The organism is Pseudomonas sp. W5-36 (genome assembly GCF_046540455.1).
In the GTDB taxonomy this organism is placed as follows: Bacteria; Pseudomonadota; Gammaproteobacteria; order Pseudomonadales; family Pseudomonadaceae; genus Aquipseudomonas; species Aquipseudomonas graminis_B.
Genome location: NZ_JAXCIQ010000005.1, coordinates 384,881 through 410,723, shown reverse-complemented (window position 1 = coordinate 410,723; position 25,843 = coordinate 384,881). Strand labels below are relative to the sequence as shown.

Here is a 25,843-nt window from a genome sequence, read left to right as displayed (position 1 = left end):
TTCCCACCGGACTATCAAATGCTATTTCCAGGATACCAAAACGGTGCTGGAGGTAGCCCCATGCCTACTAACGCAACCCGACTCTCTGATCGCCAACTGAAAGCAGTCAAGGCAACTGGTAAAGATTTCGTCCTCAGCGACGGCGATGGCTTACAGCTTCGAGTCCGGGCGAGCGGATCAGTGATGTGGAACTTCAATTACCGCGAGCCCCTGACCAGAAGCCGTATCAATATGGCGCTTGGTCCATACCCCGACCTTTCGCTAGCCAACGCCCGGAAGAAAGCCGCAGATGCGCGTGAGCTTCTCGCGTTGGGCATTGATCCTAAAACCGAGCGTGATGAGGTAAGGCAAGCCAAACTTGCTGAGACTGAACACACTTTCGAGAAGGTGGCCACCGCCTGGTTCGAGCTGAAGAGAGACTCCGTAACCAAAGCCTACGCCGAAGACATTTGGAGATCGCTGACGCTCCATGTTTTCCCAAGCATGAAGACAACACCGCTCTCTCAAATCACTGCTCCGATGGTTATCAAGATCCTTCGCCCCATCGAGGCCAAAGGGAGCCTCGAAACCGTGAAACGATTGAGTCAACGACTCAACGAGATCATGACCTACGGAGTCAACTCCGGGCTGATCTTTGCGAACCCCCTCAATGGAATTCGGGCGGTGTTCAAGAAACCCAAGAAAGAAAACATGGCTGCGCTACCACCTGAGGAGCTTCCCGAGCTCATGATGGAAATCGCGAATGCCAGCATCAAACGTACGACCCGCTGCCTGATCGAGTGGCAGTTGCACACGATGACTCGCCCTGCCGAAGCAGCCACCACACGATGGGCAGATATCGATTTCGACAAGCGCATTTGGACCATTCCGCCAGAGCGCATGAAAAAGCGTCGCCCGCACACAATCCCCCTAACCGATCAGGCACTTTCATTACTGGAGACGCTCAAGCAAGTCAGTGGTAACAGAGAGTACGTGCTCCCTTCAGATAGACCCCCCCCGCACCCATGCCAATAGCCAGACCGCCAACATGGCGTTGAAGCGCATGGGCTTTCAGGACCGCTTGGTTAGCCACGGTATGCGGTCCATGGCCAGCACTATCCTGAACGAAAATGGATGGGATCCGGAATTGGTCGAAGTCGCTTTGGCCCATGTCGATAAGGACGAAGTTCGGAGCGCCTACAACCGGGCGGAATACATCGAACGCCGTCGCCCGATGATGGCGTGGTGGAGCGAGTACATCCAGAAGGCGGCGACTGGCAGCCTGTCGGCATCTGCAATTAACCAAACAAAGGAACGCAAGGTCTTTCCAATACGCTAGGCGTGGATGGAGGATTGGCGACAGCGGCGCCAACCTGCGTGATCTATCGCATGACACAAGGCGAGAGTCACCGTAGATTTCAGCCACGCGACACGAGGAAGCACTCGATGGACATCTCTACGCTGCAATCAATCAAGCTAGAAATCATCTCAGCCACAGGCCTCTCGAGGGATGCCCTGCATATTTATGTAGGTCTGGCATTGCTGATCGCCGCCAGTTGCACCACTCGAAGATCCTTGGGTTCCTTCAGCAGTTGGCTGGTGGTGTTGGCAGGGGCAAGCCTCATCGAACTGCTCGATCTTATGGATGATAAGGCGAGCCTGGGATACTGGCGGTGGGCCGCAAGTTTCCATGACATTGCTAATACACTGTTCTGGCCAACGGTTCTAGTCGTAGCCTATCGCTTCAGGTTGATTAAGTTTTAATCAGCGACCCCGCGCTGTGGTTCGCCCATACAGCGCCATAAAGACACTCTAGGTCAAGGCTCTGACCCAGATGGTGTTGCCCTATGCGTTTGCTTTTTGTTTAGATCGGTCCCTGGCCTAACAACGGATGAACGACCACTGCCCATAAGCAGCTTCAGGAAGAGGAGACCCCCATGCACTTGAATAAAGAGCGGTATGGTGTAGAGCTTTACAACTTGCTGGAATGTTTAAACTTCGACAACACCGCAAAAGGTCCAGTTATTGAAAAGGTGTTGAAATGGGCGCAACGCTATATAGATTATAGCTGTGTTGCGGTCTGCACCGTTGAAAACGTTGCGCTTCCTTCCATCAACGTTTACTACGAAAAGAATGTTCCCGAACACTGGCTCAAGGAATACCACAGGAACGATTACGCCAAGGACGACCCCGTCATCCATTACGCTTTGAATATCGGCGGAGTTTTTTCATGGCACGATGCTCTATTTTCTTTTGATACCCCGCGCGGCAGAGAAGTTGTCGCTCGGGGTGAAAAGTACGGGTTGCGCCACGGCTATACTTATTTCATGCCAGCTGCAGAGATCCAACCCCTGGAGCCGAGACTGGTATCGCTGGCCAATGTCAGCTCGAAATCTGATGTGAAATGCGAGTACATCATTGCCACACTGGGAGCGACACTATGTTATCTGGCAGAAAACGTGATCAACAAACAAGAACTTTGCAAAGCCCCTTTGAAAGACAGTGAGCTGCAAGTTTTAGCTTGGTCGGCCAAAGGCAAAAGCATTTGGGAGATTGCGAAAATCATTGATGCGCCAGAGCGCACCGTGAAATACCGTTTGCTAAATACTTACCGAAAACTGGAAGCTTGTAATAAGACTCAAGCCGTAAGTAATGCGATAAAGCTTGGCTTGTTGCACTAACTATTCACTCAATAAACACCGGCTCACGCTTCAGCTCGATATGAAACTTGGCAAACACCAATTGCCGCAGCAACTCGCCGAATGCAACGATCTCGGCACCTGTGGCTCCTCCGTGATTAATCACCACCAATGGGTTATGCGTATAAATCCCTACCCGATTCACTCGAAAGCCCACAGCGACGCACTGTTGAATAAGCCAACCCGCAGATAATTTCCAGCGCCCGCCTGGCTGCTCGAATGCTGGAAACTGGCTATAACGGGCAACCAGCCGTGCCATGCATTCTGCGCTGACCACCGGATTCACGAAAAAACTGCCGGCATTGCCTAGCTGGCCGGGCTCTGGAAGCCGTCGATTTCGCACGCGTCTTACTGCTGCGGTAATCTCTGTCAGTGTGCGGGCCTGCGGTTGGACACCCAGTTCTTCGCGGATTTTCGTATCCAACTGTGCCCAGACTCCGCAGTCACGCATTTGGAAGAGCACACTCAAGATGACCAATCGTTGTGCGTAGCGTAATTTAAACACGCTGTCCCTGTAGCCCAAGCCTAGGTCGTTGCGCGGTAGCCAGTACCGAGTGTGGGTCAGTCTATCGAGCACCTCAACACCGATCAGGCAGTCTGCAACCTCTGCTCCATAAGCGCCAATGTTCTGAATGGGTGCAGCCCCTACCGTGCCAGGTATGCCCGCCAGCGACTCGATCCCTTGCAACTGCGCCTCTGCACAATACTGCACGAACCCGTCCCAATTAACTCCCGCCCCGACACGCACCAACCGATGCGTCCCACAGGAGCACAGGTCGACATCGATAAATCCTTCGAGCAGAATAACTACGCCGTCGAAGTCCCGAGCTAGCAGAATATTGCTGCCGCCCCCCAAAAAAAGCACTTTTAGTGCCCTGCGTTTCGCAAACGTCAGGATTTTTTTAAGATCGTCATACGTGCCTGCCTTGCATAACAAATGGGCACAAACATCTACCCCGAACGTGTTGAAGCTGCGAAGGGATTGTCGATAACTGATCTGCATGGAGAACTCACCAGAGCGTTGATTTCTGCTTGAGACGCTAGAAGCCTAGTGCATACAGACCAGGTCTGCCCACTGTCCAAACGGACACTTTACAGCCCAATTCTTAGCGCACAGCATTGACCCCAAGACGAAGAAATTACGTCAACTATTGCACTTACCAATTGCGAGGGTTGTGTCATGGAAGTCTTATCAAATGATCATCCGTGCGCGGATAAACATCCGTCTTGCCAACAATGGATTATTAAAGGCAGCCGCCCCGTTGAGTATTCAGTTATTGAAGCACCACATCTTTTTGACTCCACTAATGTCAAGTTGGCGGTCTGTGGCTCGTCGGCCTCGTCGATGGTTTACGACAAGCGTTTAATTTTTATTGATAACGAAGTCTTAACGCTTCATGGCCGGCGTATTCGGCAGTTTTTCGATGCCTTTGAAGGTGAGTATCTGATTGTCCCGATTCATATTACCGAACGCCTCAAGGACTACTCGATGGTGGAGAATATTCTCCAGCATATGGTTGATTTTGGGGTCTCACGTAAAAATGAACCGGTTATCGCCATCGGCGGCGGTTGCTTGATGGATGTTGTAGGCATGGCCGCAAGTCTATATCGGCGAGGTGTGCCTTATATCCGCATTCCAACGACACTCCTGGGTATCGTTGACGCGGCCGTAGGGGTCAAAACCGGATCAAACTTCGGAGCTCATAAAAACAGGGTTGGCAGTTACTACGCGCCTGTTTGTGCATTGCTCGATACCTCCTTTCTGGAAACGCTGCCGCCACGGCATATTAAAAATGGAATGGCAGAAATATTGAAGATGGCAATCATCGCCGATCAGGCGTTATTCACTGTCATTGAAAAAAACGTGGACCATCTGATGGCGGATCGCCTGGCCCGATCAACGCTTTCTTTAGGTGTTGTGCGCAGTGCAGTGCATGGCATGCTCAAGGAGCTCGAACCTAACCTCTGGGAAAGCGACTTGCAGCGACTGGTGGACTTTGGCCACACCCTCTCGCCTGTCTTTGAGATGAAAGCTGTCGACACCTTGCTGCATGGTGAAGCCGTTGCAGTTGATATGTGTATTTCAACTCTGGTCGCCGCCAACCGGAAGTTACTCAATCCACGACAGGCATTGCGCATCATTGAACTGACCAAAAAGATTGGCCTGCCGATCATTCATCCCACATGTACCTCAGCCAATATCGCCCAGGCACTTGCCGAAATAGTCAAGCATCGCGATGGGCTGCAGCGCATGCCCGTCCCCATAGAGATTGGTCGTGCAACCTTTCTCCATGATGTGACTGCACAAGAGTGCATACACGCCTGTGAACAGCTCAGAAATATCGCACAGCAATACAGTCCGGCCTGACTAGACAGGAGTCCTTATGATTTTGGTATTTGATGTCGGCGGCACCAGCCTGCGCATCGGCTGTTACTGTGAAGAGCAGCACCGGCTAGTCAAGCAGACTCGAATCGCCACGCCTAATTTTGTCAATTCGCCGCTGCGCGACAGGGACCTGATCGAACAATTGTTCAGGACCATGAAAAACGCTGCGGACACTCTGGGTCTGGCGTATGACACCGTCGTGGCAGCGCTTCCTGGCCCGGTCACCGTAGATGGTTGCGTCACTGCCTTACCCACCGTCCTAGGTGCAAAACTCGATAGACCTATCCCGGCCGTGGCGCTGTTACAAGCACTGTTTGACATGCAAAACGTGCATGTACTCAATGATATAACGGCCGCGGGATACCGTTACCTGACCTCGGAGCACCACACGTTCCATATCGTTTCGTCGGGATCGGGGATCGGTTCCAAGCTGTTTATCGATGGCAAACCTTTGACTGGCCATCAAGGGGATGCTGGAGAAATTGGACACCTGCTTCACCCGCTCTGCCCAAAGGAATTACCGTGCGATTGCGGTGGTCATGGGCACGTCGGCGCTGTCAGTTCAGGACGCGGAACATTGCGGCTTTTCAAGTTGCGCGCCAGACAACAACCGACCGCTTATCTAAACAGCGCATTGGGCAAGACCACACCCACCTACGACTTGCTCGAAACCTCCTCACTTGTTGAAGCATTCCAGCAGCAAGACCCATGGACGCTTGAGGTCATGGATGACGCCATTCGCCCTCTCGCCCACGCGTTGGCGGCTACTCGAGCCATCTCTGGCGTTGCCTCCTACATCTTGCTCGGCGGCTTTTCGTGTGCGCTGGGCGAGCCTTACCGGAAGCGATTGGCGGGCCTTTGCGCCAGCTTCTTCGACGCTGGAGATTGGAACGACACCATCGCCCTCGGCTATGCCGATGACAACAATGGCCTCATTGGCTGCGCGCTTTATGCACAAGGACTCCTCCGCCATGAACATGAAAGTCAACCGCTATAACTACTCAAGCCAGTTCGGTAACGACTTGCAGCCATTGCTGCATGCCATTGGGGAAGACCTTCTCAATGGTCACTATATCCTGACTGAAGCCGTCGAAAGCTTCGAAACGGCGTTCGCCAACTACATCGGTGGAAAGTGCTGCGTCGGCACCAACAGTGGTACCGACGCGCTGATCCTCGCGTTACTGGCTATGGGGATAGGACCCGGCGATGAAGTTATCACTCAGGCAAATACGTTCTACGCCACCGTCGCCGCAATATGTTTCGTGGGGGCCACTCCCGTGCTGGTAGACGCGGAACCCCACGCTTACTTGATGGATGTGGAGCAGGTCGAGTCTGCAATCACGGCACGTACCAAAGCCATTATTGCTGTGCACCTGTTCGGCAAATGCATGCCCATGACAAAACTTTTGGCGCTGGCAGAAAAACACCAATTGAGGGTCATCGAGGATGCTGCACAAAGTCATGGCGCGCGAATCGACGGGCGTGCCGCCGGACATTTCGGCGATATCGGCTGCTTCAGCTTTCACCCGAGCAAAAACCTGGCTGCGGCCGGCGACGCCGGTGCGATTGTCACCGACGACCCTCACTTGGCCGAACAGATAAAAGTATTACGGGCGCTGGGGCAATGTGGTCAGAACCGGCATGTGGCTTTGGGTATGAACTCAAAGCTGGATGCCATTCAGGCCAGGGTCTTGTCCGCCAAACTTGTGCACCTGGAGCATTGGAACGAGCAACGACGAGCAGTCGCCGCTCATTACATCAGCCGCCTGGATGGGTTGTCCTTGAGTTTCCAGGCGCCAGCAGAGCACAAGGATCACGTCTATCACCTGTTCCAAGTGCGTACTGAGCAACGAGATGCTCTGCTCGCCCACCTGCAATCGAACGGGATAGACGCCGTCGTGCGCTATCCGACACCGATCCATTTGCAGGAAGCGTTCGCTGCATACGGCTGGAAGGCTGGTGATTTTCCGGTGGCCGAGGCCCTGGCCACACAAACCCTCTGCCTGCCCTTGCGGCCCGATATGGATGCCGACGAAGCAGACCGGGTATGTGACTGCGTATACGCGTTCCTCGAGGGTCACTCATGAAAACTCTGGCCGTTCTGGGCGGTGGGAGCCCCTACACCCTTCAGTTGTGCGAGCAACTGGCAGGCAGTCGATTGGCCGGCGAAGCTTGGGAACTGCGGCTGCAAGGTCGCAACCAGGCCGTCACTTCACACATAGCGCACTTTGCCCAATCACGCCTACCCGGATGGAAAGTCAGCTATGACACCGCCGCTCAGCGCGTGCTCGACGGTGCGGACTATGTAGTCCACCAAGCCCGTTACGGAGGTCTGGAAGGCCGGCATGAGGGGGAGTCGCTCGGCCGCGCGTTGGATACGGCCGCCGATGAAACCCTGGGGCCTTCCGGCCTGCTGGCGGCGATTCGTTGCATGCCGTATATCGCCGAACTGGCCGAGCTACTCCATCGATTTTGCCCACAAGCCTGGGTACTCAATATCACCAACCCGCTGAGCCTCACGACATCGCAGCTCTTTTTACAGGGCCAACCCCGCTGTATCGGCATTTGCGAGTTGCCGACGGTCACTCAACGTCAGATTGCCGCGCGCCTGCAACTACCTCACGAGCAACTTCAATGGACCTATACCGGGCTGAACCATCGTGGCTTCCTCCACAACCTCACGCATGCAGGCCAGCCCGTACTGCCACGCCTTCTGTCGTTAATGGAAAGCCAGTCGTTTACGGGGTTCGACGCAGCCCTGATCGAAGAACTGCAGGCTATTCCAACCAAATATTTCCGTTTATTGGTAACCAGCAAGGTCGAGGATAACAATCGTTCCACGCAGTTGGTCGACCTGCGCGCACAGGCCCTAAAACAATTGGAGCAAGTCCCGCTGCGCTATCCGCCAGCTTTGGAGCAACGCCCGATGCCTTGGTATGAGCATGCGGTAGTGCCCATGCTGGAGGCATTGAGCGGGGCTCGCCACTCGTGCGTGCTGCCGGTGAACCTGTGCGCCGCCGACGGTATTACTCGGGAGTTCCTGGCGACCGTCAACACTGGCAGTGTCAACCACGACCTGCCGCGGACTGCACCGCCACCTGCCGTTGCCAGGTGGATGGAGGTTTTTGAGGCCCATGAGGCCGCCTCATTAAGTGCCTGCCTTGCTCCTACGGGCGAGAACATCGAAGCCGCCTTCGCGGCCGACCCGCTGATGGCGAGTCGCGATCTGAAAGCGGCCGTCACAACTTTTCAAACCTACCTTACAGGTGATGCACATGGACATGCTTAGGTTCGCCATCATTGGCTGCGGCCGCATGGGCTTGACCCGCGCCAAAGCCCTAAAGACACTGGGAGCGCATATAGTCTATAGCGTGGACTCAGATCTGACCCGCGCCAGACAAATCGTCAAAATCGCCCCCGACTGTGCTGCACTCGCGAGCGACCAGGAGATCGACTGGACGCAAATCGACGGGGTGTTTATCTGCACGCCGCCCGGCATGCGCGGGACGGTGGAATTAAAGGCTGCGCGCCACGGTGTTGCAGTCTTTGCCGAAAAACCGCTACACGTGTCCGCAGCCGGCGCGTTGCAACTCGGGCAAGCCTTCGCCCGCAGCAATGCTCTGTTCGCCGTGGGCTATATGAACCGCTATCGGCACAGCATTGCGTATGCCGAAGCCATCAAGCCGTACAACCTCTTCTGGTACGAAGAAGTCGGTGACCCGCTGGATTACGCCCTTCAGGCGGAGCTTGCCAATCATTACGAACTGCCCATGGCCACCGGTGAAAACCTGTTCTCCCACCAGGACGCGCGCAACCTGCTGCGCCACGGCGGCATGCGCCCTGATCGCGACTTTCTGCAGTTCGACTGCGCGTTGTCCTACGGACTGGTGGAATACATGCGCACCCTGAAAGTGATGGAAGACATGGGCTGGTCGTCACGCCGAGTGGTGCCCCACGGTGGTCACCAGATGTCCCTGAACATCGCCGCCGGCCTGCACTTGGGCGGGAATGAGTCGTACCCGGACGTCTTCCAGCCCTTCGGCGGTTTCGCCGACGGGATCAAGGTGGAAAACAGCTACGTCGGCCTACCGGATATTCCTGGCGTTGGCTTTGAAGCGAAGTCCGCCTTGTACGCCGTGATGCGCGAGTTAAGTGAGGGCTGAACGACGATGGTGTCGGCACTCCGCTCACCGAATTCGATGCCGCCGCCCAGAGGACGAAACAGCGTTTGCTGCTTCACTGGATCAGGGAACGCGTTGACGAGAATCCTGCCTTGGTGATGGAAGACGCAGATGGCGAGGTGGCGACATGTGTGCTCCAGTATGTGAATGCTGAATTCGGATGCAGGACCGGCATTAGCCCGGAAGACATCGGGCGTCACGCTGCAAATGTACGGGTGTTCATGCCGGCCTCTTCCCGGCTGAAGCCGGCCCCACTCACAGCACCGCGTATCCCGGTAGTCGGGGCAGTCAACTGCATTCAAAAACCGATGGTCGCGGACAGCAGATAGGTCCTGGGAGTTGCCAGTGTCAAGCCGGGCTCGCTGTCATCCGACGCGCCGGCGGAGGCCCAGTAACGCTTGTCCATGACGTTTTCGACATTGGCGCGCAGCGTGATGTCCTTCTGGTCGACTTTGAAGGCATAACGCGCACCTACATCGAACCGCTCGGAAGAATCGATGCTTTTGCTGTTGGCCTGGTCCAGATACTGCGAACTGGTGTAGATGCCCCGTCCGGTAAGGGTCAGGCCCTTGACCTGCGGGACGTCCCACTCGGCACTCAGGTTGACGTTGTATTCGGGCGTGGCAGGTGCCCGGTTGCCATCGAACTGACCGTTGACGGTGTGGGTGAGTTCGCTGTCGATGTACATCACCCCGCCCAGCAGGCGGAAGCCCTTGAGGGGTTCGCCGAACATCGTCAGCTCGACACCGTCATTCTGACGCTTGCCATTGGGGCCGAAGACCCGCGACGTGGCGTTGGTCTCGTAAGCCGGCTGCTTGATACGGAACACACTGGCGGTGAACGCATACGATCCCAGGTCATACTTGGCACCGACTTCGACCTGACGACTGACGAACGGCGGGAATATCTCGTCCTCATTAATCGAGGTAGACGGCGCGATTTTGCCCTGGCTCAGGCCTTCCATGTAGTTGGCGTACACCGACAAGTCATCAGTCACCTTGTACAGAATGCCACCTGACGGCGAGACCTTCTCCTCGTCGTAGGCGGTGTCACCCCTGACGTTGTCAGTCCAGTCATCAACCTTGACCCGCTGCCAGCGGGCACCGAGTGTCAGCAGCAGGCGGTCATCGAAAAAACCCAGTGTGTCGGTCAAGGCCAGGCCGCTGAAACGGTTTTCGGTATAGACCTTGGCGTCGGATCGAGTCGGGTTGACGGGAGTCGGCGTCTCGACCGGGTCGTACAGGTTGCTGGGCGAGGACGCATAGCGCGCGCCGCCGTTCTCGAAGTCCATGTAGAAATAGCTGGCAGCCAGATTGACCTCGTGGCTGACCGGACCGGTGTGGAACCAGTTGCGCACCCCGGCGTTGGCCGTCCGGACATTTTCGTCACGGGTAAAGTCGCGGGGCTGCACGCTGAAGTCACCCGCATTGTTGGTCACCGACACCGCGTGGCGCAGGAACTCATGGTTGCTTTTGCGCGCACCGACGCCGCCGTAGAGCATGACCGAATCATTGACGTCGTACTCGGCATTCACCGCCCCGAAGGTGTCACGGGTGCGCGCCTTGCTCCAGGCCTGCGCATAGTTGTCGCGCACATCGCTGGCGTTGGGCACTTTGGCATTGGCACCGACCTGCACGCGCTCCTGGGGTGCGTCGGTGTCACGCTCGGTGTGGCCGATATCGGTCGACAGGCGCAAACGCTCGCCCCGGAAGTCCAGCCCCAGCACCGCCATCTCGCGGTCGACGCTCTGGTGGTCCCACTCGGTATCGCCAGATTGCTTCACGCCGTTGAAACGGATGCCGAACCTGTCGTCCTCACCGAACCGGCGAGCCACGTCCACAGCGGTGCCGACTTGTCCCTTGGAGGCATAGCTGGTAGTGAATTCGGTGATAGGCTTGTCGGTTGCCCGTTTCGGCACCACGTTGATGCCCCCGCCGACGCTGCCACGGGGCGAGATGCCGTTGATCATCTGGCTGGGGCCTTTAAGGATGTCGACCCGGTCGGCCATCTCCATGTCGATGGTGTAGGTGGGCAGGATGCCGTAAAGACCGTTGTAGGAAACGTCACTGTTGAACAGGCTGAGACCACGAATGGTGAACTGTTCGTACCGTCCGCCCGCCGGGTTGGTGGAGCGCACCGACGGGTCACTGGCAATCAGGTCGCCCAACGTGCGGGCCTGCTGGTTTTTCACCGCCTCTTGGGTGTAAGTGGTCATGCTGAACGGCGTTTCCATGAAATCCCGCGAGCCGAGCATGCCTTGCGAGCCTTTGCGCGCCACCTGACCGCCTGCATATTCCTGACCGTCTGTGGAGCCTACGTCGCCGACAATCGACGTCGGCGCCAGTTGCAGGCTCGTGCTTTGAACGGCAGGAATCAGCGTGTACGCCTGATCGCCGACGGACACCAGTTGCAGGCCAGTGCCCTGCAACAGTCGCGTGAAGCCTTCTTCGACTGCGAAGTCGCCCGACAGCCCGGCGCTGTTACGTCCGTTCACCAGCGCAGGGTCTACCGACAGGTTGACGCCGGCCTGTCCGGCAAACCGGGTGAGCGCGGCACTCAGCGTGCCAGCAGGCACTTCGTAGGCGCGCCTGTTCGCGGTGTCGGCCCAGCTGGTCGAGATGAACAGAGGACTGGAATTCAGGGTCAGCAACAGACTGAAATGCAACAGCGGGCGCAAACGGTGGGGAGACACTGCGGACATAAAGGAAAGCTCTCGTCATTTTTTTTCACTACCTGGAATGACCGGCGGGACGAAAAAAAGGGACAGGCTTCACGCACTATTTTTTGCGGGTGTGTTTTTTCGGGGCGCCAGGGTGACCCAGTAGCGGGTGCGCATATGAATGTCTACCGGCAGACTGGCTGCCAGCAGCGACAGAACCCGGTCAGTGTTATCGAGCTTGAAACTGCCGGTGACCCGTAATGCTTCAAGCTCGGGCTCCCAACGCAGCAGGCCGGGGCGGTATCGACCGAGCTCTCGCAGAAAATCGCCCAACGGCTGATCCTGCGCAGTCAGCACGCCGTCGCGCCAGCCGGGCAGCATGGCGTCGAACGCGGTGACCGGTCCTGCGCCGTTTGTGCGCAGGCTGATCTGCTGTTGCGCCTTCAAAACCAGCGCAGGGCCTTGCAACGGATGGACCTGCACCGAGCCGCGGACCACCGAGACCCGGCAGCCGTTCGGGTCAAGACGCACGCAGACTTCACCCTGACTGACCCTGACACGACCGTAGGGACCGTCGATGGACAACGGCGCGCTACCCGGCACGTTGAGTGCGATTTCCCCACGTATCAGCGTGATCTGCCGGGCACCGAGATCGACGTTGACGGCGCTGTCGGTGTTCAACTGCAGGACACTGCCATCGGCCAGTGTCAGTCGCTGGTGTTCACCAATGGCGGTGTGCAGGTCGGCGCGCCAGACCTCCAGCGGTAACTGACGCGCCAGCAGCCATACCGCCGGAGCCAGTGCGACAACCCCCAATGCCCTTTTCAGCGCGGCACGTCGAGCCGGGTCGGGACGGTCCAGCGTCGCCATTGCCAGATTGGCCGGCAAGGCCGAAAAACGCTGTCGCAGTTGCTGAGCCTTTTGCCAGGCGCGCTCGTTGTCGACCGCACTGTCGCGCCAGTGCTGCAGCATGAGGTGATCTTCTTCACTGGCACTGCCGGATTCGAGCAGCGCCAGCCATCGTGCAGCGCTGCGAATCACCTCGCGCTCTTCGTTCGAAGGTGACGACCGAATCACCAATCCACCAGCAGGCAGTGCTCATAGGCTTGCGCCGTGTAGCGTTTGACGGTCCGCTCCGACACTTCAAGGCGCTGCGCAATGTCGCGGTAGCCCAGGCCTTCGAGCTGACTCCAGAGAAATGCCCGGCGTACCGCCGCCGGCAGACCGTCCAGCAACTCGTCGAGTGCTTGCAGGGTTTCCAGCAGCAGCCAGCGCTGTTCGGGGGACGGCACGCTGTCCTCAGGCAACCGGGCCAACGCCTCCAGATAGGCCTGCTCAAGACTGCGCCGCGTGTAGAAATTGCTGAGCAGGCGCTTGCCCACGGTCAGCAAAAATGCCCGTGGTTCCCGCATATCGGCGATCTGTTGCGAGCTGGACAGCACCCGTAAAAAGGTGTCCTGACTCAGGTCCGCCGCATCCCAGGCATTGCCCATTCGCTTGCGCAGCCAGTTTTCAAGCCAGCCGTGATGGTCGCGGTACAGGGAATGCAGGGTCTGCGGAGGGAGCGTCGCTGTGTCAATCATGACAGGAGCCTTGAGCGATGGATGCGCCAAATGCGAATGATTCTAATCAGTGCGCTATGCCGAGTCCATGCTCTTTTATTAAAAGGCCCGAGCAAGCGCCTCAGCGCATCACCGCTAGATGACGCCGAGACACAGGCGTTCTCACGCCTTCAGCTTGCGCGCCAGAAATTCCCGAATGTGCTGCGCAATCTCGGGCGCATGGGTTTCCAGCGCAAAGTGTCCGGCGTCCAGAAGATGGACCTCGGCGTTCGGGATGTCCTTGCGAAACGCCAGCGCACCCGGCGGGATGAAGGCCGGGTCGTGCTCGCCCCATACGGCGAGCAACGGCGGTTGGTGCGTGCGCAGATACGCCTGGAACCCGGGATAGGCGGCGACGTTGGTGCGGTAGTCGAGAATCAGGTCCAGCTGGATGTCCTCCGCGCCGGGCCGGGCCATGTAAAAAATGTCCAGGTTGTAGCCGTCGGGCGAGAGCTTCTCGGGATCGGCACCGGTGCCGTATTGCCAATCACGAATGGTCTTCGGCGACAGCGACGGGCGACAGGCTTCGCGGTTGGCCGGCGAAGGATCACGCCAGTAGGCTTGCCACGGATCCCACTGATCGCTGAAGCCTTCAAGGTAGGCATTGCCGTTCTGACTGATGATGGCCGTCACCTTTTCCGGGTTGGCGGCGGCAAGGCGCAGGCCGGTGGGCGCCCCGTAGTCGAACAGGTACAGCGCGTATTGAGTCAGCCCCAGCGCCTCGGTGAACCCTTCGACAACCTTGTAGAGGTTGTCGAAGGTGTAATCGAACTGGCCCCGCGGCGGGGCTTGGGTGTTGCCGAAACCGGGCAAATCCGGCGCGATCAGGCGGTACTGGCTGGCCAGCAATGGCATCAAGGTGCGGAACATGTGGCTTGCGCTCGGGAAGCCGTGGAGCAGCAAAAGCACAGGAGCGTCTTTGGCACCGACTTCGCGGTAGAACACCTCGACGTCGCCGACCTTTTGCGTGTGGAACCTGACATCGAATGCATCATCGACCTCAATGCTGCCCTGCTGAGCGGATGGGAGTGAGCTGGCGGATGCAGCGCCCACGAATGAAGCAGCGGCCGCGGACGCTGCTCCCATCGCGGACGCTTGCAAGATGCCGCGGCGACTGATGCCAGGCTTGATGTTCGACGAGGTGGCCGGATCGATGGTAGTCATTGGGAGACCTGCATGAGTGGATTCATGCTGAAGCCTATTGCCGGCAGTGACCGTCGTGAATCACCAGAAAACTCAACTCACCATTGCGGTTTTTGCAACGTTGCCAGGCCTCATGTGAGCAGCGATAGCAAACGCAGTCCCGCTCAGAGCCCGCGTGCATTCAGTAGGGCCGGCTTTAGCCGGGAATGCATCAGTGGTCACGCTGCAAATGTGTGGTGTTGATGCCGGCCTCTTCCCGGCTGAAGCGGGTCCCACTAAAAGCACTGTGCATCCCGTGCGACCGGCTTGGAATTTCATTGGGGCTTATGGTGGATCAACGCCATAAGCCTTCAAATAATGGAGGTATAGAAAAACGCTTCGGGGCGGTGCAGCCTATCAATTGCAGACCTTTTATGACGCCGAACATCATTACCACTGATAGTTACCTTCGTGTCATTCGATTCGTGCAATAACACCCCCGAGAACATTATCCGCCCATCTCAATAACATCGGCGGATTCTCCCATGCTTCAGTCTTTAACTCCTTTGCGCTATCCCCTCGCCGCGTTGACCCTTGTGGTCATCAGCGCGTGCGGCCGGACGCCTGAAGCGACGGTTGCGCCGGCGGCGGCGAAAGTCAACGTGGCCAAGGTGATCGAGCAACCGGTCAACGAGTGGGACGAAGTCACCGCCCGCCTGGAATCGCCGGAGACCGTTCAGGTTCGTCCGCGTGTTTCCGGCCAGATCGATTCGGTTGCCTTCACTGATGGCGCGTTGGTGAAGAAAGGCGACCTGCTGTTCCAGATCGACCCCCGCCCGTTCGAAGCGGAAGTGCATCGTCTGGAAGCGCAACTGCAGCAGTCCAAGGCCGCTGCCCAGCGCAGTACCAATGAAGCCCAGCGTGGCGAACGTCTGCGCACCAACAATGCGATCTCCGCCGAACTCGCCGACTCACGCACCACCACCGCCCAGGAATCCAAAGCCGCCGTTGCCGCCATCCAGGCACAGCTTGATCTGGCGCGCCTGAACCTGAGTTTCACCCGCGTTACGGCACCCATCACCGGCCGCGTCAGCCGTGCGGAAATCACCGCCGGCAACATCGTGACCGCCGATCAGACCATCCTCACCAGCCTGGTCTCCACCGACAAGGTCTACGCCTACTTCGACGCCGACGAGCGCGTGTTCCTCAAATACAACCAGCTGGCCCGCGACGGCAAGCGCGGCGCAACGACGCCGGTGTACATGGGCCTGTCCAACGAAGCGGAAAACCCGCACCTGGGTCAGATGAACTTCGTCGACAACCAGGTCAATCCGCGCACCGGCACCATCCGTGGCCGGGCCGTGTTCGACAACAGCAAGGGCGAATACACCCCGGGCCTGTACGCACGCCTAAAGCTGGTTGGCAGCGGCACCTACTCGGCCATGCTGATCAAGGACGAAGCGGTCGGCACCGACCTGGGCAAGAAATTCGTGCTCGTGGTCGACAAGGACAACAAGGCGATCTACCGCAGTGTTGATCTGGGGCCGAAGCTTGAAGGCTTGCGCATTGTGCGCAGCGGTCTGAGCAAAGACGACCGCATCGTCGTCACCGGCCTGCAGCGCGTGCGTCCGGGTTCACCGGTTGACCCCCAGGACACGCCGATGGCCAGCGCCGAAACACTCACCGCACTGCAACAACAACGCCAGGCGCTCGAAGCCAGCAACGCACCCAAGGCCCAGCCCAAGCTGGACGCCAAGGTGGCTGCTTCCGCCACGCCACGCGGTTAAGGGACACACACGATGAATTTCTCCAAGTTCTTTATCACGCGGCCGATCTTCGCGGCGGTGCTCTCGCTGCTGATCCTGATCGCCGGCGCGATCTCGCTGTTCCAGCTGCCGATCAGTGAATACCCGGAAGTCGTGCCGCCGACCGTTGTCGTGCGCGCCAACTTCCCCGGCGCCAACCCGAAAGTGATCGGCGAAACCGTCGCTGCGCCACTGGAACAGGCGATCACCGGCGTCGAGAACATGCTCTACATGTCCTCCCAGGCCACGGCCGACGGCAAGCTGACCCTGACCATCACCTTTGCGCTGGGGACCAACCTCGACACCGCGCAAGTGCAGGTGCAGAACCGGGTCACCCGGACCGAGCCGAAGCTGCCGGAAGAAGTGACGCGCATCGGTATTACGGTCGACAAGGCCTCGCCTGACCTGACGATGGTGGTCCACCTGACCTCGCCGGATCAGCGTTACGACATGCTGTACCTGTCCAACTACGCGGTCCTCAACATCAAGGACGAGCTGGCGCGCCTGAACGGTGTCGGCGACGTGCAGCTGTTCGGCATGGGCGACTACTCGCTGCGTGTCTGGCTCGACCCGAACAAAACCGCTTCGCGCAACATCACCGCGACCGACGTGGTCAACGCCATTCGCGAGCAGAACCGCCAGGTGGCCGCCGGTCAACTGGGCGCACCGCCCTCCCCGAGCGCTACCAGCTTCCAGATGTCGATCAACACCCAGGGCCGTCTGGTTTCTGAGGAAGAGTTCGAGAACATCATCGTGCGCGCCGGCGACAACGGCGAAATCACCCGGGTCAAAGACATCGCTCGCGTCGAACTGGGCTCCAGCCAGTACGCCTTGCGCTCGTTGCTGAACAACCAGCCGGCGGTGGCGATCCCGATCTTCCAGCGCCCGGGCTCCAACGCCATCGACATTTCCAACGAAGTGCGCGGCGAGATGGAACAGCTGAAGAAAAACTTCCCGGAAGGCATGGACTACAGCATCGTCTATGACCCGACGATCTTCGTGCGCGGCTCCATCGAGGCGGTGGTTCACACGCTGTTCGAAGCGCTGATCCTCGTCGTACTCGTGGTGATTCTGTTCCTGCAGACCTGGCGCGCTTCGATCATCCCGCTGGCCGCCGTGCCGGTGTCGCTGATCGGTACCTTCGCGGTCATGCACCTGTTCGGCTTCTCCCTCAACGCGCTGTCGCTGTTTGGGCTGGTACTGGCGATCGGTATCGTCGTGGACGACGCCATCGTGGTGGTGGAGAACGTCGAGCGGAACATCGAGCTGGGTCATGAACCGATGGAGGCCACACAGATCGCCATGCGTGAAGTGACCGGCCCGATCATCGCCACGGCCCTGGTGCTGTGTGCGGTGTTCATTCCGGCGGCGTTCATCTCCGGGCTGACCGGGCAATTCTATAAACAGTTTGCGCTGACGATTGCCATCTCGACGGTGATCTCGGCCTTTAACTCCCTGACCCTGTCACCTGCCCTGGCGGCCGTGCTGCTGCGCGCTCACGATGCACCGAAGGATGGCTTCTCGCGCTTCCTCGACAAGCTGTTCGGCGCCTGGCTGTTCCGGCCATTTAACCGATTCTTCGTCAAGGCCAGTAACGGTTATGTGAGCACGGTGGGTCGGGTGATCCGCGTCAGCGGTGTGGCGCTGGTGGTGTACGCCGGCCTGATCGTCATGACCTGGCTGGGTTTCTCCACCACGCCAACCGGTTTCGTGCCGGCGCAGGATAAACAGTACCTGGTGGCGTTCGCGCAATTGCCGGACGCCGCGAGCCTGGACCGCACCGAAGACGTGATCAAGCGCATGTCCGACATCGCGCTGAAGCAACCGGGCGTTGAAAGCGCCGTGGCCTTCCCGGGCTTGTCCATCAACGGTTTCACCAACAGCCCGAACTCCGGCATCGTGTTCGTCACGCTCAAACCGTTCGAAGATCGCACGGCAGCCGACCAGTCGGCCGGTGCCATCGCCGGCGCCCTCAACGGCAAATATGCGGGGATTCAGGAAGCCTACATGGCGATCTTCCCGCCGCCGCCGGTACAAGGCCTGGGCACGATCGGCGGTTTCCGTCTGCAGATCGAAGACCGCGGCAACCTGGGTTACGACGAGCTGTACAAAGAGACGATGAACATCATCGGCAAGAGCCGCAGCGTGCCGGAACTGGCGGCGCTGTTCACCAGCTACACGGTGAACGTGCCCCAGGTCGATGCCGCCATCGACCGCGAGAAGGCCAAGACCCTCGGCGTGCCGATCAGCGACATCTTCGACACCCTGCAGGTCTACCTGGGCTCGCTGTACGCCAACGACTTCAACCGTTTCGGCCGGACCTATCAGGTCAACGTGCAGGCTGAGCAGCAGTTCCGTCAGGACGCTGAACAGATCGGTCAGCTGAAAGTGCGCAACAACCGTGGCGAAATGATCCCGTTGGCGACGCTGCTGAAAGTCACCAACACCTCGGGCCCGGACCGCGTCATGCACTACAACGGCTTCATCACCGCCGAGATCAACGGCGCAGCCGGTCCGGGTTTCAGCTCGGGTCAGGCGCAGGTGGCGATGGAAAAACTGCTCAAGGAAGAACTGCCCAACGGCATGACCTACGAGTGGACCGACCTGACCTACCAACAGATCCTGTCGGGCAACACCGCGCTGCTGGTCTTCCCGCTCTGCGTGCTGCTGGCGTTCCTGGTACTGGCCGCGCTGTATGAAAGCTGGAGCCTGCCGCTGGCGGTGATCCTGATCGTCCCGATGACCCTGCTGTCGGCCATTGCCGGCGTGATCATCGCCGGGAGCGACAACAACATCTTCACCCAGATCGGCCTGATCGTACTGGTGGGCCTGGCGTGCAAGAACGCGATTCTGATCGTCGAGTTCGCCAAGGATGAGCAGGACAAGGGCAAGACCCCGCTGGAAGCTGTGCTTGAAGCCTGCCGCCTGCGTCTGCGGCCGATCCTGATGACCTCCTTCGCGTTCATCATGGGTGTGGTGCCGCTGGTGCTGTCCAGCGGCGCCGGTGCCGAGATGCGTCATGCCATGGGCGTGGCGGTGTTCTCCGGGATGCTCGGTGTGACCTTCTTCGGTCTGCTGTTGACGCCGGTCTTCTATGTACTGATCCGTAACTACGTTGGACGCAAAGAGGCGCGCAAGGCGGCCAAGGCACAACGCATTCAGACCACCGCCCCGGAGGCTCATTGATGAAGGCTGCAAAACTCTTCCTGCCGAGCCTGTTGGTGCTGGCGCTGGCGGCCTGCGCCGTCGGCCCGGACTACAAGAAGCCGGAAACCGCGGCGGCCAACATCCAGGCTGCCACCCAGCGGGCCTATGACCGCAGCCACATCGAGACCATCTGGTGGCAGCAGTTCGACGACCCGACCCTGAACAAGCTGGTCGCCGAATCGCTCCAGGGCAACCGCGAGTTGCGCGTCGCCTTCGCCCGGCTGAAGGCGTCCCGTGCGATTCGGGACGACATCAGCAACGACGCCATGCCGGTGGTGACCAGCCGCGCGAGCAGCCAGGTCGGCCGCGGTCAGGTGCCCGGGCAGACTGAACAGCGCATCAATCAGGAACGTTACGACTTGGGCCTGGACATGGCCTGGGAACTGGACCTGTTCGGCCGTATCCAGCGCGAGCTGGAAGCCAGCGATGCCGACCAACAGGCTGCCGAAGCAAACCTCTACCAGCTGCAGGTGACGATGATTGCCGAGCTGGTCGACGCCTACGGCCAACTGCGTGGCGCCCAACTGCGCGAGAACATCGCCCGGGACAACCTGAAAAACCAGCAGGAATCCCGCCGCGTGACTGCCCAACTGCGAGATGAAGGCGTGGGCAACGAGCTCGACGTGGTGCGTTCCGACGCGCGCCTGGCGGCAGTGGAAGCGACCATTCCGCAGCTTCAGGCGGAACAGGTGCGCGAACGCAACCGCATCGCCACCCTCCTCGGCGAACGGCCGGACGCCATGACCGTCACGCTGGCCCCGGCCAAACTGCCGGCGATCTCCAAGGCGCTGCCGATCGGTGACCCGACCAAGCTGCTGGAAAACCGTCCGGACGTGCGCAGTGCCGAACGGCAACTGGCGGCGCAAACCGCGCGGATTGGCGTGCAGACCGCCGACCTGTTCCCACGGGTCAGCCTCAGCGGTTTTCTCGGCTTCACGGCCAGCCGCGGTTCGCAGATTGGTTCCGGCGCAGCACAAGCGTGGGGCCTTGGCCCAAGCATCACCTGGGCGGCGTTTGACTTGGGCAGCGTGAGGGCGCGGATTCGCGGCGCCAATGCCGATGCCGAAGGCGCGCTGGCCAATTACGAGCAGCAAGTGCTGCTGGCCCTGGAAGAAACCGAAAACGCGTTCAGCGACTACGACAAGCGTCAGCAGCGTCTGGTGTCGCTGGTGCGGCAGAGTGAAGCCAGCCGATCGGCGGCCAATCTGGCGAACATCCAGTACCGGGAAGGCACGGCTGACTTCCTCGTCCTGCTGGACGCCGAACGCGAGCGTCTGGCCGCCGAAGACAGCCAGGCCCTGGCCGAAATCGATCTGTATCGCGGCATCGTGGCCATCTACAAGGCTCTCGGCGGTGGCTGGCAGCCGAACGCCTGAGGTCACGGGATGAACGGCGGGATCGCTCAACCGGCAGCAGATCGGCAGCGCTGATCTGCTGCCACGATCTGCCGCTCTCGACGGCCCCGGACCCACCAGGTTCGGGGCTTTTTTCTGGACCGTGGATAAACACCGCACGAGCGCGCGAGGAAGGCACCCTTCCCTACAGGGTTTGACACTCGGCGGTCTCTCCCCGAAGCTGCTGCACACGCACACACGGAAACCGATATGTCTGAGTCGTCTTCCCGGCGCACACCTGCCCAGCTCAAGGCTCGACGTCGCTGGCAGGTGGCAATTGCGCTGGCGCTGTTGCTGCTGATCATCGCCATGGCGATGCTGGTGCGAAACTGGCACGCGCCGCCGGCCGCACCCCAGGTCAATCACAGCTACGCCGAAGCACTGGAGCAGGCCCACGGCGGCAAGCCCGGCGCCGCGCGCGTGCTGTATCAGCAATTCACCCGCACCGACCTGTCGGACATTCGCCGCGCCGGCCTGCTCGCCGAATTGGTGAATTACCCCAGCACCCAGGCGATGAAAATTCTGCGCGGCGATCTCAAGCGCCCCGCTGCGCTGGTTCAACAGGCGGCCATTCAGACCGTGACCGCCATGCTGCCGGAAGATCAACGCACCACGCTGATCGGCCCCCTGCTGGACGATGCCGATGATCAGGTGCGCTTCAGCGCGGTGCGCGCCTTGCTACCGCTGAGCCCGGATGAGCTGGGCCTGTATTACGGCGCGCTGCAGGAAGCCGCTCAACAGTATGAGCAGGCACTGAGCGCCGAACCGCCAAGCGGGCAACGTCAGCTCGCGCTCGCCCAGCTGTACCTCAACAACGGCACCCCGCAAAAGGCGATCGATGCGCTGGAACTGGCCGCAAAGCTGGAACCGGACAACCTGGAGGCGGGGCTGGCACTGGTGCAGGTGCTCGACCGTCAGGGTCAGGCCGATCGTTCACGCCAGTTGCTCGCCCAGTGGCTGGAAAAACAGCCCCAATCGGCCCTGGCGCAACACGCACTCGGCCAATGGCTGCTGCGGCATAAACAGAATGAGTACGCGCTGCTTCCGCTGACCCGGGCCATTGAGCTGGAACCGGACAACACCGGTTACCGTTATGACCTCGCCGTGGCGCTTCACGATCTTGATCAGCTCGAAGCGGCGCAGCGGCAGCTGGAAGACATTCTGCAGCGCGCACCCGCCGATCGCCGCGCGAGGATTCTGCTGATTCGTTACTGGACGGAGGCCGGGCAGCTACAGAAAGTGCAGGTGCTGCTGGCTGAACTGGAGCAGCTCAACGCCGATGATCCTGCCCTGCAGCAGGGGCTTTAGCACGTCATTACGCGCCCCCGACAGGCGGAAGTACGCTGTCCATCCCATCCAGGAAACGATTCATATTGATGAGTGCGTCGCGCCGGCTTGATCGGGTTAACCTTGTCCGTGATCCGGCACGTCAGGGCTTCAAGCGACGAACGCGTGCTTGCAGCAGCGTGCACTACTCAGAAGAGAGTCCCCATCATGGCAGTGCAGAAACCAACGCCGATCATCGTTTTCGACGTGAACGAAACCTTACTCGACATCACCACCCTTGAGCCTCTGTTTGAGCGGGTGTTCGGTGATCGAGCCCTGTTGCGCGAGTGGTTCGCCAACCTGATCCTCTATTCGCAAACGATGACCCTGTGCGGCCGTTACACCCCGTTTGGCAAACTGGCCGCAGGCACGCTGCGCATGCTCGCGTCTATCCATAAGGTCGCCCTGGCCGCCAGTGATATCGATGACTTGCAGGCACGGATGGGTAACATGCCAGCACACCCTGATGTGCTGCCGGCACTCAACGGCTTGCGTGACGCCGGCTTTCGGCTGGTGACGCTGAGTAACTCGGCCAGCGGTGCATCCCCTTCGGCCCTTGAGCGCGCCGGGTTAGCGACATTCTTCGAGCGCAGTTTCAGCGTAGAGACCGTTAAAAAATTCAAGCCTGCTGCGCAAACCTACCAGATGGTTTCCCGGGAGCTGAATGTCGAACTGGCGGACCTGCTTGTGGTGGCGTGTCATTTTTGGGACACGGCGGGCGCCCAGGCGGCAGGGTGCCTCGGCGCCCTGCTGACCCGGCCGTACAACGCACCGCTCCTGATAGATGAAATGCCGCTTCCCGACCTGATGGCCCCCGAGTTGAGCGACCTGGCCGAGCAGATCATTCAACGCTGGGGCGGGCCGGCGTAGCCCGAGGCCTCACTGGCTGACGTGGTTCGCTCTGTGCAGCCACGCGGCTGTTTGCCGCCGCGTTTGAGATGGCACAGTTTCCAATGGCGCTAAAGTATAAGAAATTACTTACAACGTTTAGCGCCCATTATTGTTTTTTTGTCAGACCCGCTTATCGTCGCCCGGATGTTTCACTTAACAATCAGTCATCCGCTATTTTACAACGCGTAAAAAACGTGCATTATTTACTCGCGCCACAACTGAACTACCCCGTCGCGAGACCAACGTTCATTCCCATGAAGTTAATGTCGACGGCTGATCCTGATGCCAGGGACACGGTAGAAAGTGGTGAGAACTAAAGCAGCAGACCCGGATGCGCGTCGTGCTGCTTGCATTGTTGCTTGCATTGAGCTGACAACAGCCATTAATTGCCGGAGTATCATTTTGTCCAGACTTGCCGAATTTCGCGCAGCAGAAAAAGCCCTTCAGGAGCAGCTGGCCCAGCTGGAGTATCTGAAGAACGACGTCGGATTGAAGAAGGAAATCGAGTTCGAGCAGCAGCTCCAGGCCCTGATGAGCACGTACGACAAGACCTTGCGGGACATCATCGCCATTCTCGACCCTCACACTGGGGCGTCCAATGCCACGCCAGCGGCCCCGAAACGCCGTCGTCCGCGGGTGGTCAAGGTCTATCAGAATCCCCACACCGGCGAAGTCATCGAGACCAAGGGCGGCAACCATCGCGGTTTGAAAAACTGGAAATTACAATACGGCGCTGAATCCGTTGACTCCTGGTTGCGCGGCCGCTAATCCCCTGCTCCCTAGAACACTGGCCTGCAAGATTGATCTGCAACATCGAGAGGAAGCTCTGCCCGCGGGGCTTCTCTGCAAGTGCAGGGAAAAGGACATGAAACAAGTGCTTTAAACGCAAATGATCGCGACCCGCGCCCTGCGTATTTTAAATAATGCGTGCGAGTGCGGGACGGGTGTTGAATATTGAACCTGACAATTAGCTGAACAGATTCGCATTAATGGCATATATCGCTTTCAATACTCGGCAGGCTTATAGCATGCTCAACCGTTGAGTCTCTTAAGCGTTATTAATCCCGTCAAACAGCACTGAGTGAGTGTTAAAGCTGGCCATGAGCCTTCATGCAGCCACAGATGAATTTTCCCTCTGCAGCTGAATGGCTCGTGAGCTTCACATTTTTTTCACACCGGTTTGTAGAGGATAGAGGCTGCTAAAGGATTAGCGCCCCAATGCCCGCTTCGGCGGGCTTCTTTATGCCCGCGATTTGTCCAGACCCCGCCTTGATCTACGGCGCCGCTCCCAGGCGCAGACCATTCCTGATCTGCAACACCTCCTCTTTATGGGCCGCGTAGCCTTCCGCCGACCCCGCATACGACAACGACCACGCCAACTCGGGATTGGCCGCCGCCACCAGCGTCTGGGTCATGACGTGATTGCCGTTCTGGGTGATGGTGCACGTGGTTTCCATGGCTGGAATGTCGCTCAGCGTGCTGTCCTTCATCCGCGTGCAGACGCTCTGAAAACCGCCGCGGGCAAAATTGACCTGAACCGCCTTGCGCATGGCCAGCAGCACGCCCTGTACGTTGACCGAATGGCCGGGCTGCAGCTGCGTCTGGGTCAGCTCCACGACCATGGCCGGATCACCGTTCTGATCGTTTTTGACCGCACGCTGTCGTAGTTGCACAGCGGGCTGGCCTTCGCTTGCCGGCGGCTGGGGCAAGGCTTCAACGTCCCAGCCTTCGGGCCAGATGATCATGGCGTCAGCTGAAGACGCGACGCCCGGAATCATCAGCACGAAACAGAAAGCAACGCGGGCGCATGAGCGCAATAAGAGATGCATGGGCGGTACCTGAAGGTCGAGCCGCAAAGTGTGGGCCGGTCATGCAGTGTCTACAAGCCGGAAGCCGCGCTTTATGCGCCTTCGGTTTGGCGCGTCAGCCATGAGCCCGTATCATTACGCAACATTTTAGCGTTAACCCGGAGACAACCATGAGTCTGCACGACCTGAACACTTTCCCCGGCGTCACGGCCACCCCGGACGCCTCGACCGCACAATTCGTGTTCAACCACACCATGTTGCGGGTCAAGGACGCCACCGCTTCCCTGGACTTCTATACCCGCGTGCTGGGCTTCAGCCTGGTGGAAAAGCGCCACTTCGCGGAAGCCGAATTCAGCCTTTACTTCTTGGCGCTGGTCGACAAAGCACAGATCCCGCAGGACGACGCCGAGCGTAACGTCTGGATGAAAGGCATTCCCGGTGTCCTCGAGCTGACCCACAACCACGGCACCGAGAAAGACCCTGAGTTTTCCTATCACAACGGCAACACCGACCCGCGCGGCTTCGGTCATATCTGCATCTCGGTGCCGGACATACACGCCGCCTGTGCGCGCTTCGAAGAACTGGGCGTGGACTTCCAGAAACGCCTGACCGACGGCCGCATGAAAAGCCTGGCCTTCATCAAGGACCCGGATGGCTACTGGGTCGAAATCATCCAGCCAACGCCGGTAACGGGCGAGTAATCACGCTCGATCAGTGGGACCGGCCTTGATAGGGACAGGACTGGCGTTGACGCCGACCGCGGGACAGGCGTTAACGCCGACCGT

The 25,843-nt window shown here is 59.1% G+C and carries 19 protein-coding genes and 4 pseudogenes; 16 read left to right on the top strand and 7 right to left on the bottom strand.

Annotated elements, in window-relative coordinates:
* Window positions 1-60 precede the first annotated feature (60 nt).
* The 3 genes and pseudogenes from SLW74_RS12375 (at window position 61) to SLW74_RS12365 (ending at window position 2,660) form a co-directional block, all read left to right on the top strand.
* A pseudogene (locus SLW74_RS12375) lies at window positions 61-1,318 on the top strand (integrase domain-containing protein).
* Between the two features lie 107 nt (window positions 1,319-1,425).
* Window positions 1,426-1,743, top strand: a complete 318-nt coding sequence (locus SLW74_RS12370) for a hypothetical protein (protein WP_410929041.1) — start codon at window positions 1,426-1,428, stop codon at window positions 1,741-1,743.
* A gap of 173 nt (window positions 1,744-1,916) precedes the next feature.
* Window positions 1,917-2,660, top strand: coding sequence for a helix-turn-helix transcriptional regulator (locus tag SLW74_RS12365; protein WP_410929040.1), 744 nt, complete (start codon window positions 1,917-1,919; stop codon window positions 2,658-2,660).
* A gap of 4 nt (window positions 2,661-2,664) precedes the next feature.
* On the opposite strand, the gene murB is transcribed toward SLW74_RS12365, so the two are convergent.
* Window positions 2,665-3,681: a UDP-N-acetylmuramate dehydrogenase gene (gene murB / locus SLW74_RS12360; RefSeq protein WP_410929039.1), complete on the bottom strand. Its 1,017-nt coding sequence runs from the start codon at window positions 3,679-3,681 to the stop codon at window positions 2,665-2,667.
* Window positions 3,682-3,858: 177 nt separating this feature from the next.
* On the opposite strand from murB, the gene SLW74_RS12355 reads away from it, so the two are divergent.
* The 6 genes and pseudogenes from SLW74_RS12355 to SLW74_RS12330 form a co-directional block, all read left to right on the top strand.
* Window positions 3,859-5,046 carry a sedoheptulose 7-phosphate cyclase gene (locus tag SLW74_RS12355; RefSeq protein WP_410929038.1) on the top strand — a complete coding sequence of 396 codons (1,188 nt, stop codon included), beginning with the start codon at window positions 3,859-3,861 and terminating at the stop codon, window positions 5,044-5,046.
* A gap of 16 nt (window positions 5,047-5,062) precedes the next feature.
* Window positions 5,063-6,061 carry an ROK family protein gene (locus SLW74_RS12350; protein ID WP_410929037.1) on the top strand — a complete coding sequence of 333 codons (999 nt, stop codon included), beginning with the start codon at window positions 5,063-5,065 and terminating at the stop codon, window positions 6,059-6,061.
* A complete protein-coding gene (locus tag SLW74_RS12345; RefSeq protein WP_410929036.1) occupies window positions 6,036-7,151 on the top strand; it encodes a DegT/DnrJ/EryC1/StrS family aminotransferase in 1,116 nt (371 codons plus the stop codon). Before SLW74_RS12350 ends, SLW74_RS12345 begins: the two co-directional genes overlap by 26 nt.
* Entirely contained in the window at window positions 7,148-8,353 is a 1,206-nt protein-coding gene (locus SLW74_RS12340; RefSeq protein WP_410929035.1) for a 6-phospho-beta-glucosidase, read from the top strand. The genes SLW74_RS12345 and SLW74_RS12340 overlap by 4 nt, the downstream gene beginning before the upstream one ends.
* Window positions 8,334-8,642: pseudogene (locus SLW74_RS12335) on the top strand (Gfo/Idh/MocA family oxidoreductase); the annotation flags it as partial. The gene SLW74_RS12340 and the pseudogene SLW74_RS12335, both read left to right, overlap by 20 nt.
* 81 nt (window positions 8,643-8,723) lie before the next feature.
* Window positions 8,724-9,227, top strand: a pseudogene (locus SLW74_RS12330) (enolase C-terminal domain-like protein); the annotation flags it as partial.
* A gap of 2 nt (window positions 9,228-9,229) precedes the next feature.
* On the opposite strand, the pseudogene SLW74_RS12325 reads toward SLW74_RS12330, so the two are convergent.
* From SLW74_RS12325 to SLW74_RS12305, 5 genes and pseudogenes are all read right to left on the bottom strand, one after another.
* Window positions 9,230-9,388, bottom strand: a pseudogene (locus tag SLW74_RS12325) (NUDIX hydrolase); the annotation flags it as partial.
* 155 nt (window positions 9,389-9,543) lie between these two features.
* Window positions 9,544-11,946 (bottom strand): TonB-dependent siderophore receptor, encoded by a 2,403-nt coding sequence (locus SLW74_RS12320; protein WP_410929034.1) that lies wholly within the window; start codon window positions 11,944-11,946, stop codon window positions 9,544-9,546.
* A gap of 69 nt (window positions 11,947-12,015) precedes the next feature.
* Window positions 12,016-12,981, bottom strand: a complete 966-nt coding sequence (locus SLW74_RS12315; RefSeq protein ID WP_410929033.1) for a FecR domain-containing protein — start codon at window positions 12,979-12,981, stop codon at window positions 12,016-12,018.
* Window positions 12,978-13,487: a sigma-70 family RNA polymerase sigma factor gene (locus SLW74_RS12310; RefSeq protein WP_410929032.1), complete on the bottom strand. Its 510-nt coding sequence runs from the start codon at window positions 13,485-13,487 to the stop codon at window positions 12,978-12,980. The genes SLW74_RS12315 and SLW74_RS12310 overlap by 4 nt, the downstream gene beginning before the upstream one ends.
* A gap of 141 nt (window positions 13,488-13,628) precedes the next feature.
* On the bottom strand, window positions 13,629-14,510 hold the full coding sequence (locus tag SLW74_RS12305; protein WP_410929055.1) for an alpha/beta fold hydrolase: 882 nt from the start codon (window positions 14,508-14,510) through the stop codon (window positions 13,629-13,631).
* A gap of 662 nt (window positions 14,511-15,172) precedes the next feature.
* Between SLW74_RS12305 and mexE the strand changes: the two genes are divergently transcribed.
* From mexE to SLW74_RS12275, 6 genes are all read left to right on the top strand, one after another.
* Complete coding sequence (gene mexE / locus SLW74_RS12300; protein WP_410929031.1) at window positions 15,173-16,414, top strand: multidrug efflux RND transporter periplasmic adaptor subunit MexE; 1,242 nt, start codon at window positions 15,173-15,175, stop codon at window positions 16,412-16,414.
* A 12-nt stretch (window positions 16,415-16,426) separates the two neighbouring features.
* Window positions 16,427-19,618, top strand: coding sequence for an efflux RND transporter permease subunit (locus SLW74_RS12295; RefSeq protein ID WP_065990308.1), 3,192 nt, complete (start codon window positions 16,427-16,429; stop codon window positions 19,616-19,618).
* On the top strand, window positions 19,618-21,015 hold the full coding sequence (locus SLW74_RS12290) for an efflux transporter outer membrane subunit (protein WP_065990306.1): 1,398 nt from the start codon (window positions 19,618-19,620) through the stop codon (window positions 21,013-21,015). The genes SLW74_RS12295 and SLW74_RS12290 overlap by 1 nt, the downstream gene beginning before the upstream one ends.
* A 228-nt stretch (window positions 21,016-21,243) precedes the next feature.
* Entirely contained in the window at window positions 21,244-22,341 is a 1,098-nt protein-coding gene (locus tag SLW74_RS12285; protein WP_065990304.1) for a tetratricopeptide repeat protein, read from the top strand.
* A gap of 186 nt (window positions 22,342-22,527) precedes the next feature.
* Window positions 22,528-23,229 carry a haloacid dehalogenase type II gene (locus tag SLW74_RS12280; RefSeq protein WP_410929030.1) on the top strand — a complete coding sequence of 234 codons (702 nt, stop codon included), beginning with the start codon at window positions 22,528-22,530 and terminating at the stop codon, window positions 23,227-23,229.
* Window positions 23,230-23,652: 423 nt separating this feature from the next.
* Window positions 23,653-24,018 carry a histone-like nucleoid-structuring protein, MvaT/MvaU family gene (locus SLW74_RS12275; protein WP_065990300.1) on the top strand — a complete coding sequence of 122 codons (366 nt, stop codon included), beginning with the start codon at window positions 23,653-23,655 and terminating at the stop codon, window positions 24,016-24,018.
* Window positions 24,019-24,524: 506 nt separating this feature from the next.
* Here the strand turns inward: SLW74_RS12275 and SLW74_RS12270 are convergent.
* Complete coding sequence (locus SLW74_RS12270) at window positions 24,525-25,028, bottom strand: DUF4946 domain-containing protein (protein WP_410929054.1); 504 nt, start codon at window positions 25,026-25,028, stop codon at window positions 24,525-24,527.
* A gap of 200 nt (window positions 25,029-25,228) precedes the next feature.
* Here SLW74_RS12270 and gloA point away from each other — a divergent pair, with 200 nt between their 5' ends.
* Window positions 25,229-25,759 carry a lactoylglutathione lyase gene (gloA, locus tag SLW74_RS12265; RefSeq protein ID WP_065990298.1) on the top strand — a complete coding sequence of 177 codons (531 nt, stop codon included), beginning with the start codon at window positions 25,229-25,231 and terminating at the stop codon, window positions 25,757-25,759.
* The last annotated feature ends 84 nt before the right edge of the window (window positions 25,760-25,843 follow it).